The 12,671-nt window shown below is 65.2% G+C and carries 11 protein-coding genes; 5 read left to right on the top strand and 6 right to left on the bottom strand.

Annotation, left to right across the window (positions count from 1 at the left end; genetic code table 11):
• Window positions 1-102: 102 nt before the first annotated feature.
• The 6 genes from M622_RS36270 to M622_RS36245 all read right to left on the bottom strand — a co-directional run bounded on the left by M622_RS36270 (window position 103) and on the right by M622_RS36245 (window position 7,337).
• A complete protein-coding gene (locus M622_RS36270) occupies window positions 103-462 on the bottom strand; it encodes an HVO_A0114 family putative DNA-binding protein (protein ID WP_021250635.1) in 360 nt (119 codons plus the stop codon).
• 679 nt (window positions 463-1,141) lie between these two features.
• A complete protein-coding gene (locus M622_RS36265) occupies window positions 1,142-3,754 on the bottom strand; it encodes an AAA family ATPase (protein WP_021250633.1) in 2,613 nt (870 codons plus the stop codon).
• 531 nt (window positions 3,755-4,285) lie between these two features.
• Window positions 4,286-5,329, bottom strand: coding sequence for a DMT family transporter (locus tag M622_RS36260; protein ID WP_021250632.1), 1,044 nt, complete (start codon window positions 5,327-5,329; stop codon window positions 4,286-4,288).
• 86 nt (window positions 5,330-5,415) lie between these two features.
• Complete coding sequence (locus M622_RS36255; protein WP_021250631.1) at window positions 5,416-6,108, bottom strand: hypothetical protein; 693 nt, start codon at window positions 6,106-6,108, stop codon at window positions 5,416-5,418.
• Between the two features lie 20 nt (window positions 6,109-6,128).
• Complete coding sequence (locus M622_RS36250) at window positions 6,129-6,863, bottom strand: HupE/UreJ family protein (RefSeq protein WP_021250630.1); 735 nt, start codon at window positions 6,861-6,863, stop codon at window positions 6,129-6,131.
• A gap of 63 nt (window positions 6,864-6,926) precedes the next feature.
• Window positions 6,927-7,337 (bottom strand): hypothetical protein, encoded by a 411-nt coding sequence (locus M622_RS36245; protein WP_021250629.1) that lies wholly within the window; start codon window positions 7,335-7,337, stop codon window positions 6,927-6,929.
• 325 nt (window positions 7,338-7,662) lie between these two features.
• On the opposite strand from M622_RS36245, the gene M622_RS36240 reads away from it, so the two are divergent.
• The 5 genes from M622_RS36240 to dmeF all read left to right on the top strand — a co-directional run bounded on the left by M622_RS36240 (window position 7,663) and on the right by dmeF (window position 12,633).
• Window positions 7,663-8,607 carry a chromate resistance protein ChrB domain-containing protein gene (locus M622_RS36240; RefSeq protein WP_021250628.1) on the top strand — a complete coding sequence of 315 codons (945 nt, stop codon included), beginning with the start codon at window positions 7,663-7,665 and terminating at the stop codon, window positions 8,605-8,607.
• Window positions 8,604-9,950 (top strand): chromate efflux transporter, encoded by a 1,347-nt coding sequence (gene chrA / locus M622_RS36235; protein WP_021250627.1) that lies wholly within the window; start codon window positions 8,604-8,606, stop codon window positions 9,948-9,950. Before M622_RS36240 ends, chrA begins: the two co-directional genes overlap by 4 nt.
• A 39-nt stretch (window positions 9,951-9,989) precedes the next feature.
• Complete coding sequence (locus M622_RS36230; protein ID WP_002931371.1) at window positions 9,990-11,240, top strand: MFS transporter; 1,251 nt, start codon at window positions 9,990-9,992, stop codon at window positions 11,238-11,240.
• Window positions 11,241-11,353: 113 nt separating this feature from the next.
• Complete coding sequence (locus tag M622_RS0120630) at window positions 11,354-11,632, top strand: metal/formaldehyde-sensitive transcriptional repressor (protein WP_002931374.1); 279 nt, start codon at window positions 11,354-11,356, stop codon at window positions 11,630-11,632.
• Between the two features lie 8 nt (window positions 11,633-11,640).
• Entirely contained in the window at window positions 11,641-12,633 is a 993-nt protein-coding gene (gene dmeF / locus M622_RS36225; protein WP_002937760.1) for a CDF family Co(II)/Ni(II) efflux transporter DmeF, read from the top strand.
• The last annotated feature ends 38 nt before the right edge of the window (window positions 12,634-12,671 follow it).

Raw genomic sequence — 12,671 nt, 5'->3', positions numbered from 1 at the left:
TTGCTACGACATCGCAATGGCGCGCCGCCGCCCGCAAGCGTAGGCGGCGAAGCAGGGGAAGAAGACGGGGGCAGTGCAATGAAAGACCTGACCCCAGCCCCCTCAAGCCGCAGCGGCCATATGCATATCGACATGGATATCGACGAACGGACAGCGCAGCGCACCAGCCTCATTTCGCTCGACAAGACCCAACGCAACCAGCTCGGTCGCGTCCTCATGTACGCGTTTCACATCGCGTCCGAGACGGCGCGATAGTTCGCGCACGCCGACTGTTCCTCCGTCCTGCTGCAGGGCCTGGACAATTGCCCAGCGACGCTCCGTGAGGTGACCAAAAAAGGCGCCGGGGGTCTCGAATTTAAGTGTTTCGCCCTGATACGTCGTGGCGGTCGCGGCCCTGCCGGCTTTGCGCAACGCACTGCGCCAATCCGGCCCCAGGGTGATGGTCAGGCAACGTGTATTCATGGCGCCCTCCGTTTTTCCACTTCGGTGATGAAATCTTCGATGAGTTGATCAACAGTCGAAAAAAAAGTAGGGACGCTCTTCACCGTCGATGTGGCAGTGATCACCCTTGCCCGCTCGTTATCGAAACCGACTACGCGTACGCCTTCCACCACGCACATAGACCAGGCGGCACTTGAAGCCATGCGCCGTCGGCGGAACAGCTTCAGGTACGCGCCAGACAATCATCTGAATGATGCTGCCATCGTCGGCAACATGCTTGAAATCGGTTTGAGTCTGCGGGGTCAGGTCTTTCGTTCGCTCATTTAAGTCTGCGGGGTCAGGTCTTTCGTTCGCTCATTTAAGTCTGCGGGGTCAGGTCTTTCGTTCGCTCATTCGTCACTGACTGGTTTCGACCCTCAACGGCCGTTCGGGTTTTTCGCCTCAATGACCGGAGTGCAGCGTCTCCTGCCTTTCGGCTGCCGCGACCGAACTCGCGTTGCGTGATGGGTAGCGGTCACTGGCTTGTTTGGCCTCTTGTCGGACGAGCGGCTGGTCCGAATGCGCTGCGGTCATTCCCGACGGTCTCGAACGCCGCCAGGGCATAACGCCGCGCCTGGATTACGACGGTGCGCGCGCGGCAAGTACCCTTTGCCATCCTCTGTTGTGCGGGTAGGCCAGCCCCGGGCCCGCGTGACCGACTTCATCCCCGCGCCTTGGCGACCTCCTTCAGGCGCTTGTCGAGCGCTTCGCGCCACTTGGCCAGGCGCCCGATGTCGGTATCGAGCTCATCGGGATCAGGTATCGGGAGCCTGCCAACAGCCGCCGCAGGGTCGTGCTCGAACTTCGACGACTTGGTCATGCCGGCGTCGATCTCGCGGTAGTCGTCGTCCGTGACCGTTACACTCTTCAGGCGCTGGGTCGACACGTCCTCGCCGAAGCGCTGCACGGCGCCATTGAGAAGAACCTCCTCGACGCAGCGTTCCCAGGCGAGACGGAGCTGGCCGTAGAACTTGGCCGTCAATTGGCGCTGCAGATCGTCGTCGCCCTCCTTCGCCGCCTTACGCACGCCGACAAGCATCTGCCTCAGGCGCCCCAAGCGGTCCTTCGTGCCCAGCACGTCGAAGGGCAGGACCTCGGAGTGAACGCCGTAGCCGTCCGCCGTCCTGCGGATGTAGTTCTTGGTCAGCGTCGCGCCAACTTCCTCGGTCTTCTGCCCCAGGATGAGGAGGAAGTAGATGTCGTGGGTGAAGACGATCACCTGCCGGATCAGCGACTCCTTCGCCAGCCGCTCGGCGACTTCCCAGCGGCGCCGATGATCCAGTGACGAGACTGGGTCATCCAGCACGATGCCGCCGCGCCCCTTGCCGAGTCGCATCTCCGCCATGAAGGACGCGATGGCGATGGCCCGCTGTTCGCCTTCGCTGAGGATGGCCGCTGGCGTACCACCGCCGGGCAGTTGCAGGGCCAGCTTGAACTGGGTCTTGCCGCCCGGCGACTCGGGCTTCATCACGACGCTGAGATGATGGACCTTGAGGAGCCTGAGCTCGGCGTTGAGGGCATCGGCCAGCTCTTGGCTGGCCGTCGTGCGCGAGAGGTCGGTGGACTTCCTGGAGATGCCCCGCGTCTCCATGCCATCGATGCAGACCTGCAGCTTGCGGCAGAGTTCGTGCTTGGTCATCGCCTCGAGCACCGCGGCCTTGACTTCGGCGAGCCTGCGTCGCGCGTCGAGTTCTGCTCGCTCTGCGGCCATGGCCGCCTTGAGCGTTTCGTCGGCGGTGGCATCGAGGGCCTTGGCCTGTTCCAGCAGGCCGTTGATGATGTCTGCCAGGCCGGGCTGCGGATCACCTGAGAGCTTGGGAACCGCATCCCAGGCCAGCTTTGTGGCAGCGGCTTGGAGCGCGGCCGGCTGGCGCGCTTTGAGGGCGTCCTGAAGGGCCGTGCAGGCAGCGGCAACTTCCGGTGCGACTTCCGTCACCTCCTCGACCAGGGCGTCGCGGAACATCAGGTCCACACTCGCCTCCTGAATCGCCCGGAACGGGATAGCGGCAGCTTCGCGCGCCTCCTTGGCCGCCTTCTCGGCAGCGGCCTTGATGAAGGCATCGAATCGCAGCAACCGTGCCGCCCCATCAGGCCCGAGGACGTTCTGGCAGAGTGGGCAGGCGGCCTCCGCGGGAAGTCCAGGGAATTCGTGCTCCGCGTGGCTAACCTCGGCAAACGCCCGGGCGGCCTCGAAGAGGTCCTTCCATTCCTCGCCGCCAGTGCCTGCCAACTGGCCAGGCGTAGCCTTGAATTCGGTAGCTGCGAGCTCCGCTGCTGCCTTGGCCGCATTCGACTTGGCAACCAGCGTCTGAAGCGAACCAATCTTCTCGTCGCTCACGACGCCGACCGCCGCCGCGATCCGGTCTTTCAACGAGGTGACGCGGCTGGCTTTCTGGCGCAGCGCCAACGCCTTCTGCTTCGGATCTGCTTCGGCCAGGGTCTTGTTCAGCAGGGCGAGGCGCTCCAGCTCGGCATCGCTGAGCGTAGCGAGGGTCTCGATGTCCGCGGCCTTGGTCTTGGCCGGGATGCCGAGCAGTTTCTTGGCGACCTCGGTCTGCTCGCCGGCGAGGACGGTATAGGCGGCATTGCTCGGGGCGTTCGCTGCCTTCTCGGCCGTTGCCCGCGCCTTGAGCTTGTTGCACGCGCCGACCAACCCTTCCAGGATGTCCAGCCCGTAGGGGGCGTAGGCGAAGTCGCCCTGGTTGTCGATGTAGGCCCGGGCGCAGTGCGAATCGAAGATAGCGATGTCCGACAGAGGATCGGGCGGCTCGGCGCCGTCCTTCCAGGGCAGATCGGTCGCGACGCCATCGATCTCCGTCTCAAACGTCGCCTGAGCCGGCCCGCTCTTGCCAGGCTCCAGGTTTGCGTTGGGCAGGATGGACTCGCGCCGGTCGCGTGCCCGGCAGGCCTTCTTGAACACGCGTGAATAGCCCGACTTCCCGACCCCGTTCTCGCCGTAGATGATCGTGACACCGGCCCGCGCGATGGGCAGGCGTGAACCATTGGCCAGGGCGTTGACATTGGCCAAGTCCTTGACGGCGCTCAGCAGAACGACCCTGGCCGGATTGGCCAGAGGCGCCACCTGGGCGTCTTTGAGCTTCTTCAACACGCGCCCTTCCGGGTCCGGGATGCCCGCTTCGGCCTTGGCCAGTGCGTAGAGATCGTCCAGATCGGCCGCGCTGAGCGCCCGGTCGGCGTAGAGCCTGGCGATGGCGTCTTGCTGCCACGCGGCGAGGTCCTTGGACCACGCATGGATTTCTTGCAGGATCGTCACCAGCTACCTCCTTGTCAGCGGGCAATATCGAAGGTGGGATTGACTTGTGGCCTTCGGATTGATCAAGAAATACCAAATGTATTGAAGTTAGCCTAACACGAGGTCATACCGTCAAGGAGTGTGATGGCCCCGTCGTAGTCGCGCACCAGCTCGTGCACGGCGTAAGCGGCCGTTCCCGAGTTTTGCACCTTCCGCGCCCCTGCCGATCGACTGGTCCAGTTGGTTGAGGGGCCGTTTGAGATCCAGCTCGGTGAACGATCGGTTGCGGCGCCACGCAAAAACTCAGTCGTCAAAGCTGAGCGTCCGGAACCAGTCTTAACCGGCCCGATAGGCTTGAGCGACGAATGACTCTTGATGGCCGGACTGAGACTTCCAGTTCACACCTGCGCGGGAGCGCGGCAAGCCGACTGCGGCTGTCTCGACCCGACCCAATCCAGCCATCGGGCACTTCGTGGTCCGAACGGCAAGTAACCGAGTGAAGCCGCCACCTCGCATGACATATTGGAGACGCCAAATTGGTGTTCTGGTCAATCAATGTGAATGCCGATGGTGGATGTCCGGAAAGTGCGGGTGCTTGTGGACCAGCGCCTCGTGGCGGTGCCGATGTTCATGTGGATCGTCACTGTTCCAGGCGAAGTCGTGTTCGTGCTGGTGGTGTTCGTCATGGATGTGCCGATGGCCATGCTCCATCGGCTCATGCGTGTGCTCGTGCTCGTGGTGCTCGGTGAGGTGTAGCCACACCCCCCAGCCCATCAGGGCTGCCGCAATCCAGAATGAGATCGAGGTCGACTCGCCGAGCAGGACCAGCGACACCGCAGCGCCGATAAACGGCGCAGTCGAGAAGTAGGCGCCGGTGCGCGCCGTCCCCAGTCCGCGCAGCGCAAGCACGAAGAGCACCAGGCTGATGCCATAGCCGAACAACCCGACGACCATGGTGCCGAGCAGGACCGGGCCGTCCGGCAGACTCGCGCCGAGCGCAAACGCCAGCCCGACGTTGACCGTGCCCGCCACCGCACCTTTCGTGGCCGCAATGAAGAGCGCATCCGAGGCCGAGACCCGTCGCGTCAGGTTGTTGTCGATCGCCCAGCACAGATAGCCGGCGGCGATGGCGAGCGGGCCGACCCAATCGCTCGCGCCCCCTTCGCCACCCGGCCAGGACAGCACGACACCGCCTGCCACGATCGCGAGCATGCCGAGCACGATGCGGCGGTCGGCGTTCTCCTTGAAGACGACCCAGGCGATGACGGCGGTCAGGACCGCTTCGAGGTTGAGCAGCAGCGACGCTGCCGCGCCCGTGGTGCGCGTGAGGCCGAACATCAGCGCAAGCGGCCCGAGCACGCCGCCGAACACGATCGCGCCCAGCAGCCATGGCCATTCACCCTTGGCCAGGCCCGAAGGCGTCCAGCCGCGATCGCGGATCAGGCGCGCCGCAGCCAGCCCGAGCCCGCTTCCAAGATAGAGCAGCCCGGCCAAAAGCCAGGGTGACATCTCGCCGACGAGCAGCTTGGCGAACGGCGTGCTCGCGCCGAACAAGGCCGCAGCGAGCAGCGCATGGATCACATAGATGTTGTTCATTGCCCTTGCCAGAACGGTGTGGCCGCAATCCGCTGAGAACGAATGGTCGGAAACGCCCCCACCCCGGCGGGATGGGGGCGCTGCGCTTACAGCACGCGCTCGATTTTGGCGTAATCGCCTTGGGTCTTGAGCGTCACCGTGACGTCATAGCCGGAGCGGTTGCGCCAGAACCAGCCGTGCTTGCCGTCGAACGCCGCGACCAGTTCTCCCTTGCTGCCGAGCTCATTACGCCCCTTGCCGTAGCCGTGATAGAAGTTTTTCGGCGCGTCGTAGGGGTCGCCATGGGTATCGAAGTTCACCGGGCCACCGGCGCTCGCCCACTCATAGCGGACACGGCCGTCCTTGTTCATTGCGAGCTTGACCTCGGCGCCCTGGCCGGGCTTGAGCGTGACGGTCATCGTGTCCTGGCGTCCGGCGGCGGCCTCGGGCGCGACCGCTGCGGGCGTCGATGCGGCAACCGCGACCGGCGCAGGTGCCGGTGCGGGGACAGGCGCCGCTTCGGCACGAACCGAAGGTGCGACGGCTACAAGTTGTGCGGGCGCCGTTTCTGTGGCAACGCGCTCTTCTGCGCGGGCCTCGGCCGCGAGCGAGATCTTGATTTCGCCCATCGGCGTGAGTCCCAGGGCACGACCGATGCCCGAGGGGTCGATGCCGTACTCGGCGGGCAGTACAGTGGTGACGAGGAGCCCGCCGGCGATCAGTGCAGCCAGGGCGGTCGAGCGCAGCAGCTTGCCGGTGCTCGGCAGTTCGGCACGGCGGGGAAGATCGGTGTTGTACATGGTGGATGATTCCTTCAATCTCAGGATACGAACAGGCCGGTAAGCTGATAACCGATCAGCATGAAACCGGCGCACATCATGGCAACGTTGGCGGTATAGGCGTGCTGGAAAAAGCCGGCGGTACGGCGCCAGAAGCCCATCGCGATCAGGATCGCGCCGAGCGCGAGCAACTGGCCGATCTCCACGCCGACATTGAACGCCAGCAGGTTGGGCAGCAGGCCATCGCGGGCGATCTCGAACTCCTGGATCTTGGCCGCCAGGCCAAAGCCGTGGAACAGGCCGAAGACCAGGGTCGCCACCTTGGTGTTCGGCTGCACGCCGAACCAGCGCTGGAAGGCACCGAGGTTGTCGAGGGCCTTGTACACCACCGACAGGCCGATGATCGCGTCGATCAGGTAGGCATTGACGTTCACCCCGGCATAGACACCGTACAACATGGTGACCGAGTGCCCGATCGCGAACAGGCTGACGTAGAGCGCGATGTCCTTGAGCTTGTAGAGAAAGAAGATCACCCCTGCCAGGAACAGCAGATGGTCGTAACCGGTGACCATGTGCTTGGCGCCGAGGTAGGTGAAGGGCAGCAGGTGCGTGCCCGAGATCTCCTGGATGTAGCCCTTGTCGCCCTCGGCCACGCCATGGGCGTGCGCAAGCGCGGTAAAAAGCAGGTAGAGCAGCACGCCAGTGAAAGCGTGCAGCAGCGGCCCGGAGCGTGGCAGCACGGCTGCCCGCCCCTGGCTGGGGAAGGAATGGGTCATGGATGTCTTCCGATGAGGTTTGCTGGGTGATCCCGGCGCTTCAAGCGCGCGGGACTCGACAGGTCAAACGATCAGGAGACGTTTTGGCGGGCGCTCGAGCGTGGCGCAGGGCGCGGGATAGACGGAGCGACGGTCGTCGGCGACCCACTGGTCAGAAAGCGGTGGGATACCCATCGCGTGCGCCGGCGGGACGTTTGGCTTGTCGTGGCTGTGGTCGGCCGCGTTGTGACCGTGTTGGTGGGGGCCGCCCTCGTCCTCAAAGTCATCATGGCTGTGGCCATGATCGTCTTGACCCAAGTCTGCAGCGGCAAAGGCATGCACGTGCGTGGTTGCACGCAAGGGGTCGTGAGACAGGGAGATCGCGCTCGAGAACGCGAACAGCGCATGCGAGAGCATCAGCAGCCCGACCAAGCCCCTCGCCAACGCGCGGGCGATCTTTTGCGAGAAGAGGGAGGGGGCGGCAAACACGGTCATGTCGGGTCGGTTTCGCGAGGGCTGGGCGCCTTCGGCGATCCGTGGGCCGTTTTATACAGGAGTCCGGCTTGTTGCGGGAAATTCGAAACAATCGGAAACGTCGGGGCTGTGGCGAGAATTGCCCCGCCCACGCATGGGTGCAACGCCGCTGCCGCCACCGACCCTGGGGGCGAGGCAAGGCGCACAGCCAGTGGACCTGTGGCCCGATCGGCCATCATTCCGATGCGGTTTGCGAGGTCGCCCAGGAGGGATAGGCTGCGGATATTGGTAATAATTGAAACTGCGCGTTACAGTTCAAACATTCATTAGTTTGAGGAGCCCGGTATTGAGCTATCTCGCCCTTTTCGTCAGCCTGCCCACCAAGGCCTCGACCGGCCGCATGCGCGTCTGGCGCTCGGTCAAGGCCCTGGGCTGCGCGACGCTGCGCGACGGGGTGTATCTGCTACCGGACTCGGCCGACAGCGCTGCGGTGCTGGACGAGGTGGCCGGGCAAGCGGTGGAGGCCGGGGGGAGCGGCGAGATTTACCGTCTGTCGGGGTGCGACGAGGCAAGAGAAGACGCGCTGCGCGCCCTGTTCGACCGGGGCGAGGAGTACGCCAACATCGCCGGGGAGATCAAGGACCTCGGGCGGATCCAGGCATCGCTCGACGGCGCCGTCGCAGCGCGTAAGCTCCAGGCGCTCGTGCGCCGCTTCGAGCAATTGACGCACATCGATTTCTTCCCCGGCGAGGCGCAGCGGCAGACCCTGAGCCTGCTCGACGATCTGCGCGATACGCTCATCCGCCGCATGGCTCCCGACGAACCGACTGCCCGCCAGGCCGACATTCCAAGACGCGCACGCGCCGACTATCAGGGCCGCATCTGGGCCACGCGCGCACGTCCGTGGGTGGACCGGCTGGCCACGGCCTGGCTCATCCGCCGCTTCATCGACCCGAAGGCCCGCATCGTCTGGCTGGCGAGTCCCCGCGACTGCCAGGCCGACTGGCTCGGCTTCGATTTCGACGGTGCGACGTTCAGCCATGTTGGCGCCCGGGTCACCTTCGAGACCTTGCTGGCCAGCTTCGGGCTGGAGGCGGACCCCGCGCTGCTGCGGCTGGGCGAGCTGGTGCATTGCCTGGACGCGGGCGGGCTGCCGGTGCCGGAGGCGCCAGGCATCGAAGCGCTGCTCGCCGGCTTGCGGGCATCCGAGCCCGACGACGACGTGCTGCTCGGCCGTGCGTGCGAGGTCTTCGACTGGCTGCTGCAGAACTACAAGGACAAGACCACGTGAACACCTCGCCCCCAACCCAGGCGCGACCCGCCCACCCCTCTTTCCGCGAGGCCTTCCTCTACTGGCTCAAGCTCGGCTTCATCAGCTTCGGCGGTCCCGCCGGGCAGATCGCGATCATGCACCAAGAGCTGGTGGAAAAACGGCGCTGGATTTCCGAGCACCGTTTCCTGCATGCGCTCAATTACTGCATGCTGCTGCCCGGTCCCGAGGCGCAGCAGCTCGCCATCTACATCGGCTGGCTGCTGCATCGCACCTGGGGCGGCATCGTCGCCGGCGTCCTGTTCGTGCTGCCCTCGCTCTTCATCCTCGCGGCGCTCACCTACGTCTATCTGGCCTTCGGCAACCTGACCTTCGTGCAGGGGGTGTTCAACGGCATCAAGCCGGCGGTGGTGGCCATCGTCGTCTTCGCCGCCTGGCGCATCGGCTCGCGGGCATTGAAGAACAATGTGCTTTGGGCGCTGGCGGCAGCGTCCTTCGTCGCCATCTTTGTCTTCGGCGTCCCCTTCCCCTACATCGTGCTCGTGGCCGGCATCCTGGGCTACATCGGCGGCCGGGTGATGCCGGACAAGTTCCGGGTGGGCGGCGGGCACGGGGCCAGCGACAAGGACTACGGCCCGGCGCTCATCGACGACGACACCCCGCCGATGGCCCACACCCGGTTCCGCTGGTCCTACCTCGTCACGCTGCTGATCGCGGCCCTGGCACTCTGGGTCGGGGCCATGGCGATGCTGGAGGATCCCGTACTGCGCGACATGGGCGAGTTCTTCACCAAGGCGGCGCTGCTGACCTTCGGCGGCGCCTATGCCGTGCTGCCCTACGTCTATCAGGGCGGCGTGGAGACCTACGGCTGGCTGACCGGCACGCAGATGATCGACGGCCTGGCGCTCGGCGAGACCACGCCGGGACCGCTGATCATGGTGGTGTCCTTCGTCGGCTTCGTCGGCGCCTGGACCAAGGAAATCTTCGGGCCGGATGCGCTGGCGCTCGCCGGCATGGCGGGCGCCACGGTCGCCACCTTCTTCACCTTCCTGCCCAGTTTCGTGTTCATCCTGGCCGGGGCGCCGCTGGTGGAATCCACCCACGGCGACCTGAAGTTCACTGCGCCGCTCACCGGCATCACCGCCGCCGTGGTGGGCGTGGTGCTCAACCTGGCCCTGTTCTTCGGCTGGCACGTCATCTTGCCGAGGGCGACCGAAGCCGCGCCGTTCGCCGGTGGCTTCGAGTGGTTCTACGCGCTGATCTCCTTGGCGGCCTTCATCGCGCTGTGGAAGTACAAGCAGGACATCATGAAGGTGATTGCCGTCTGCGCCGCCATCGGCCTTGTCTTCACCTATCTGCGCTGACGGCTTCAGCGACTTCCCAAGGCTGGAGGACGGACAGTGATGCTGCTCCCCGCCAGCGCCGCGCCCGAGGCGCGCCTGTTACTGCTGGGGCGGGGGCTGCGGGCGTTCACCGACGGCTTCGTCGCCATCCTGCTGCCGGTCTATCTGCTCGCGCTCGGGCTCGGCAAGTGGGAAGTCGGGCTGATCAGTTCGGCCACCTTGCTCGGATCCGCGCTCGCGACCCTGGCGGTCGGGCACTGGGGCCATCGCTTCACCCAGCGCCGCTTGTTGCTGGCTGCTGCCGGACTGATGACGGCGACCGGTCTCCTTCTGGCCGGCCTCGGTGGCATGGATGGCATTGGTGCATTCTGGCCGCTGCTGATCGTTGCCTTCGTCGGCACGATGAACCCCAGCTCCGGCGACGTCAGCGTGTTCCTGCCGCTGGAGCACGCCCGGCTGGCGGCGTCGGCGCAGGGCGAGGCGCGCACCTTCCTCTTCGCACGCTACACCTTCGTTGGCGCATGCTGTGCGGCGCTGGGGTCGCTGGCGACGGCTTTCCCCGAGGTCCTGACGACGGCCGGCGTATCCCAGCTCGACGCGCTGCGCCTCATGTTCGTCGCCTACGGGCTCGCCGGCGTGGCGATCTTCTTCCTGTATCGCGCATTGCCGGATTCATCCGGACAAGACCAGGCTGGACCGCCCGCAGCCCTGGGGCCGTCGCGCGGCGTCGTGATTAAGCTGGCGGCACTGTTCTCGGTTGACGCCTTCGCCGGCGGCTTGATCGTCAATACCTTGCTCGCGCTCTGGCTGTTCGAGCGCTTCGAGCTTTCGCTCGCCGCCGCTGGCCAGTTCTTCTTCTGGGCGGGGCTGCTTTCGGCGGCCTCGCAACTGGCCGCGCCCTGGGTGGCACGCCACATCGGCCTGATCAACACGATGGTCTTCACCCACATCCCGTCGAGCGTCTGCCTGATTCTGGCGGCCTTCGCCGAGAGCCTGCCGACGGCGCTCGCGCTGCTGTTCGTGCGCAGCGCCCTGTCGCAGATGGACGTGCCGACGCGCTCGGCCTTCGTCATGGCTGTCGTCACACCGCAGGAGCGCGCTGCGGCCGCAAGCTTCACTGCCGTGCCCAGGAGTCTCGCGGCTGCGGCGAGCCCGGCGATCGGTGGCGCGCTTTTCGACGCCGGATGGCTTGCGACACCGCTGGTGGCCTGCGGGCTGCTCAAGATCGCCTATGACCTGATGCTGTGGCGTACGTTTCGGCGATCCGAGGCAGCGTCCCGCGAGGGCAAACACGACCAAGGAGCTCTCTAGCCTGTCGCAGCACGGACCGAACGACGGGCGTCGAGCTCAGTCATGCCCCAGACGGGTTGCGTCTCTTTCATCTGCGATATACCCTACCCCCCTATTGTATTTAGCGAAAAGCCATGAGCCATACCGTTCGTGACAAATCGAAGCTGCTCGCGCGGGTCCGCCGCATGAGCGGGCAGATGGAGGCGCTCGAGCGCGCGCTCCAGGCCGAGAAGGGGTGCGCCGAGATCCTGCACCAGATTGCTGCGGTACGCGGCGCCATCAACGGACTGATGGCGGAAGTCCTCGAGGAGCACGTCCGCACTCACGTCGCCGACCCCGCGATCACCAGCGACGCAGCGCGGATGCTGGGGGCCGAGGAACTGATCGCCGTGCTGCGCACCTACATCAAATGAGAACCGCCATGCATCTGGAGAACCTGTCCAACTGGACTCATGAGCACGTCTTCGATAACGGCAACGCTGCTGCCGAACGCAGTACGTGGCTCGTGATGTGGATCACTGCGGTGACGATGGTGATCGAGATCGGTGCGGGCTGGTGGTTCAACTCCATGGCCTTGCTGGCCGATGGTTGGCACATGAGTTCGCACGCCTTCGCGATCGGCGCCTCCGCGCTGGCCTACGCTGCCGCCCGGCGTTACGCGACCGATCCACGCTTCGCGTTCGGCACCTGGAAGATCGAGATCCTGGGCGGCTTCGCAAGCGCCATCTTCCTGCTCGGCGTCGCGGTGATGATGGTGGTCGGGTCGGTAGAGCGCATCTTCTCGCCGCAACCCATCCAGTACCGCGAGGCGATCCTGGTCGCCATCCTCGGGCTGGCGGTGAATGTGGTGTGCGCACTGATTCTCGGCAAGGCGCACCATCACGATCACGGTCATTCGCACGACCAGGGTCAGGACCACGCACATGATCACGACGATCATCACGATCTCAACCTGAAATCCGCCTATCTTCATGTCATCGCCGATGCGGCGACTTCGATACTGGCCATCGTCGCCCTGCTCGGCGGCTGGATGTACGGCTGGGGATGGCTGGATCCGGCCATGGGGATCGTCGGTGCGGTGCTGGTCGCCATCTGGGCCAAAGGCCTGATCATCGCCACCAGCAAGGTGCTGCTCGACCGCGAGATGGATCACCCGGTGGTCGACGAGATCCGTGACGTCGTCGAGGGCGCGAGCGCTTCAGGCGATACCCGGCTCGTCGACCTGCACGTCTGGCGGGTCGGCAAGCAGTCGTATTCGTGTGCGCTGTCGGTGGTGACTCGCGACCCGACGCTCACGCCAGAGCGCGTGCGGCGCCGTTTGTCGGTGCACGAGGAAATCGCCCATTCGACGATCGAGATCCATCTCTATCCCGACGAACCCGTTCCCTCGCGAGCGGACCCGCTATCTGGCTGACCCCGCGCTGTTGCCCGTTGGCTGCCGCAGGAGAATTT

Origin of the sequence: Thauera terpenica 58Eu, assembly GCF_000443165.1 — a bacterium.
GTDB classification, from domain to species: domain Bacteria; phylum Pseudomonadota; class Gammaproteobacteria; order Burkholderiales; family Rhodocyclaceae; genus Thauera; species Thauera terpenica.
The sequence above is the reverse complement of the archived record's forward strand: the minus strand, read 5'-3'. Positions and strand labels throughout refer to the sequence as shown.

What these genes read in the sequence shown, in the direction of transcription:
- M622_RS36250 (WP_021250630.1), bottom strand. Translation starts at nt 6,863, where the DNA reads ATGACCCATTCCTTCCCCAGCCAGGGGCGGGCAGCCGTGCTGCCACGC.
- M622_RS36245 (WP_021250629.1), bottom strand. Translation starts at nt 7,337, where the DNA reads ATGACCGTGTTTGCCGCCCCCTCCCTCTTCTCGCAAAAGATCGCCCGC.
- M622_RS0120630 (WP_002931374.1), top strand. Translation starts at nt 11,354, where the DNA reads ATGAGCCATACCGTTCGTGACAAATCGAAGCTGCTCGCGCGGGTCCGC.
- M622_RS36260 (WP_021250632.1), bottom strand. Translation starts at nt 5,329, where the DNA reads ATGAACAACATCTATGTGATCCATGCGCTGCTCGCTGCGGCCTTGTTC.
- M622_RS36270 (WP_021250635.1), bottom strand. Translation starts at nt 462, where the DNA reads ATGAATACACGTTGCCTGACCATCACCCTGGGGCCGGATTGGCGCAGT.
- M622_RS36230 (WP_002931371.1), top strand. Translation starts at nt 9,990, where the DNA reads ATGCTGCTCCCCGCCAGCGCCGCGCCCGAGGCGCGCCTGTTACTGCTG.
- M622_RS36255 (WP_021250631.1), bottom strand. Translation starts at nt 6,108, where the DNA reads ATGTACAACACCGATCTTCCCCGCCGTGCCGAACTGCCGAGCACCGGC.
- dmeF (WP_002937760.1), top strand. Translation starts at nt 11,641, where the DNA reads ATGCATCTGGAGAACCTGTCCAACTGGACTCATGAGCACGTCTTCGAT.